Annotated in this window: 2 protein-coding genes; both read left to right on the top strand. The window is 73.7% G+C overall.

Annotation, left to right across the window (positions count from 1 at the left end; genetic code table 11):
* Window positions 1-662, top strand: a 662-nt coding sequence (locus ACTWQJ_RS51235; RefSeq protein ID WP_443313176.1) for a BBE domain-containing protein, incomplete at its 5' end; no start/stop codon positions are given.
* Between the two features lie 75 nt (window positions 663-737).
* Window positions 738-1,484, top strand: a 747-nt coding sequence (locus tag ACTWQJ_RS51230) for a PucR family transcriptional regulator ligand-binding domain-containing protein (RefSeq protein WP_443313175.1), incomplete at its 3' end; no start/stop codon positions are given.

The raw sequence follows: 1,484 nt of genomic DNA, 5'->3' as shown, positions 1-1,484 counted from the left end.
CCCTGGAGGCGGGCGGCGCCGTCATCCACCTCTCCGGCCCGCCCGCGGACTTCGTACCGCCACGGCTGGTCGGCAGGCTGCTGTGCTGTGTGCTGCTGGCGTACGCGGGGGCCGAGGAGGACCTGCGCAAGGTGGCCGAGCCGCTGCTGGCGCTGCCGCACGAGGCGGAGCTCGTCACCGCGATCCCGTACGCCGACCTCCAGTGCATGATCGACGACCCGCCAGGTCTGCGGAACCACTGGTCGGCGGAGTATCTGACCGGCGCGCCCGACGAGTTCGTGGACGTCTTCTGCGCCCGCGCAGACTCCCTGCCCGTGCCGACCGGCACCAAGCACATGCTGTTCCCGCTGGGCGGCGCGGTCGCCGACGGGCCGGCCGACCACCCGGTGCCGTACCGGGACTCGCCCTGGGCCGTGCATCCCTTCGCCATCTGGGCGGACCCGGCGGACGACGAGCGGTGCATGCGGTGGGTCCGCGACGTGCGTGCCGACGTCCGGCCGTGGAGCACCGGAGCGGTCTGCCTCAACTTCATCGGCGACGAGGGCACGGACCGCGTACGGGCCGGACTGGGCGCCGAGAACATCAGGCGCCTGGGCGAACTGAAGCGGCGCCACGACCCGGACAACGTCTTCCGGTTCAACCACAACATCAAGCCCCTGTAGGCCGGTTCCGAGGTGATCGTTCCCGTAACCGCTCGGAGATGTCGCCGGAGCGTTCGCGCAGGTAGCGTCCGCTGCATGGACAGCCGCACCGACCACCGATTCGACAGCCAGGGCGCCGGCATCACCGTCCAGCGGGCGCTGGAGCTGCCCGGGCTGCGCAGTGGGCTCCCCGAGGTGCTCGCGGGCGCCGACCGGCTGCAGCGGACCGTGCGCTGGGTGCACGCGGGCGAGGTGCCGAACATCGCCTCGCTGCTCAAGGGCGGCGAACTGCTGCTGACCACCGGCTACGGCCTGGGCACCCGGCCGGCCGACCAGCGGGCGTTCGTGCGCACCCTGGCCGAGCGGGGCATCGCGGCCCTGGTGGTCGAGCTGGGCCCCCGCTTCGCCCGGCTGCCCGCCGCGCTGGTCGACACGGCGCGGGCGGCCGGGCTCCCGCTGGTCCAGCTGCACCGCGAGGTGCCGTTCGTGACGGTCACGGAGGAGATCCACACCGAGATCGTCAACGGCCACTACGCGCTGCTCCAGCAGGCGGAGGAGGTGCACCGGCGCTGCACCGAGGCCCTGCTGGGCGGCGGCGGAGTACCGCAGGTACTCGGCATCCTGGCCGACTTCAGCGGCAACCCGGTCTTCCTGGAGACCTCCGACGGCCGGCTCCTGTACGCCGCCGGGGCCGGGCCCGAGGGTGCCGAACCGCTCAAGGTGTGGGAGGGGCTGCGCGGCCAGCACAAGGACGCGCCGCCGCCGGCCGGGTCGGTGCTCGTGGACGTGCCGGGGGGCGGTCCGGGGACGGGGTCGGTGCGGGCCCGTCTCGTGCTCCTGCCG

The organism is Streptomyces sp. KR55, assembly GCF_052245645.1.
Lineage (GTDB): Bacteria > Actinomycetota > Actinomycetes > Streptomycetales > Streptomycetaceae > Streptomyces > Streptomyces flavusporus.
This window is presented reverse-complemented; position numbering and strand designations above follow the sequence as displayed.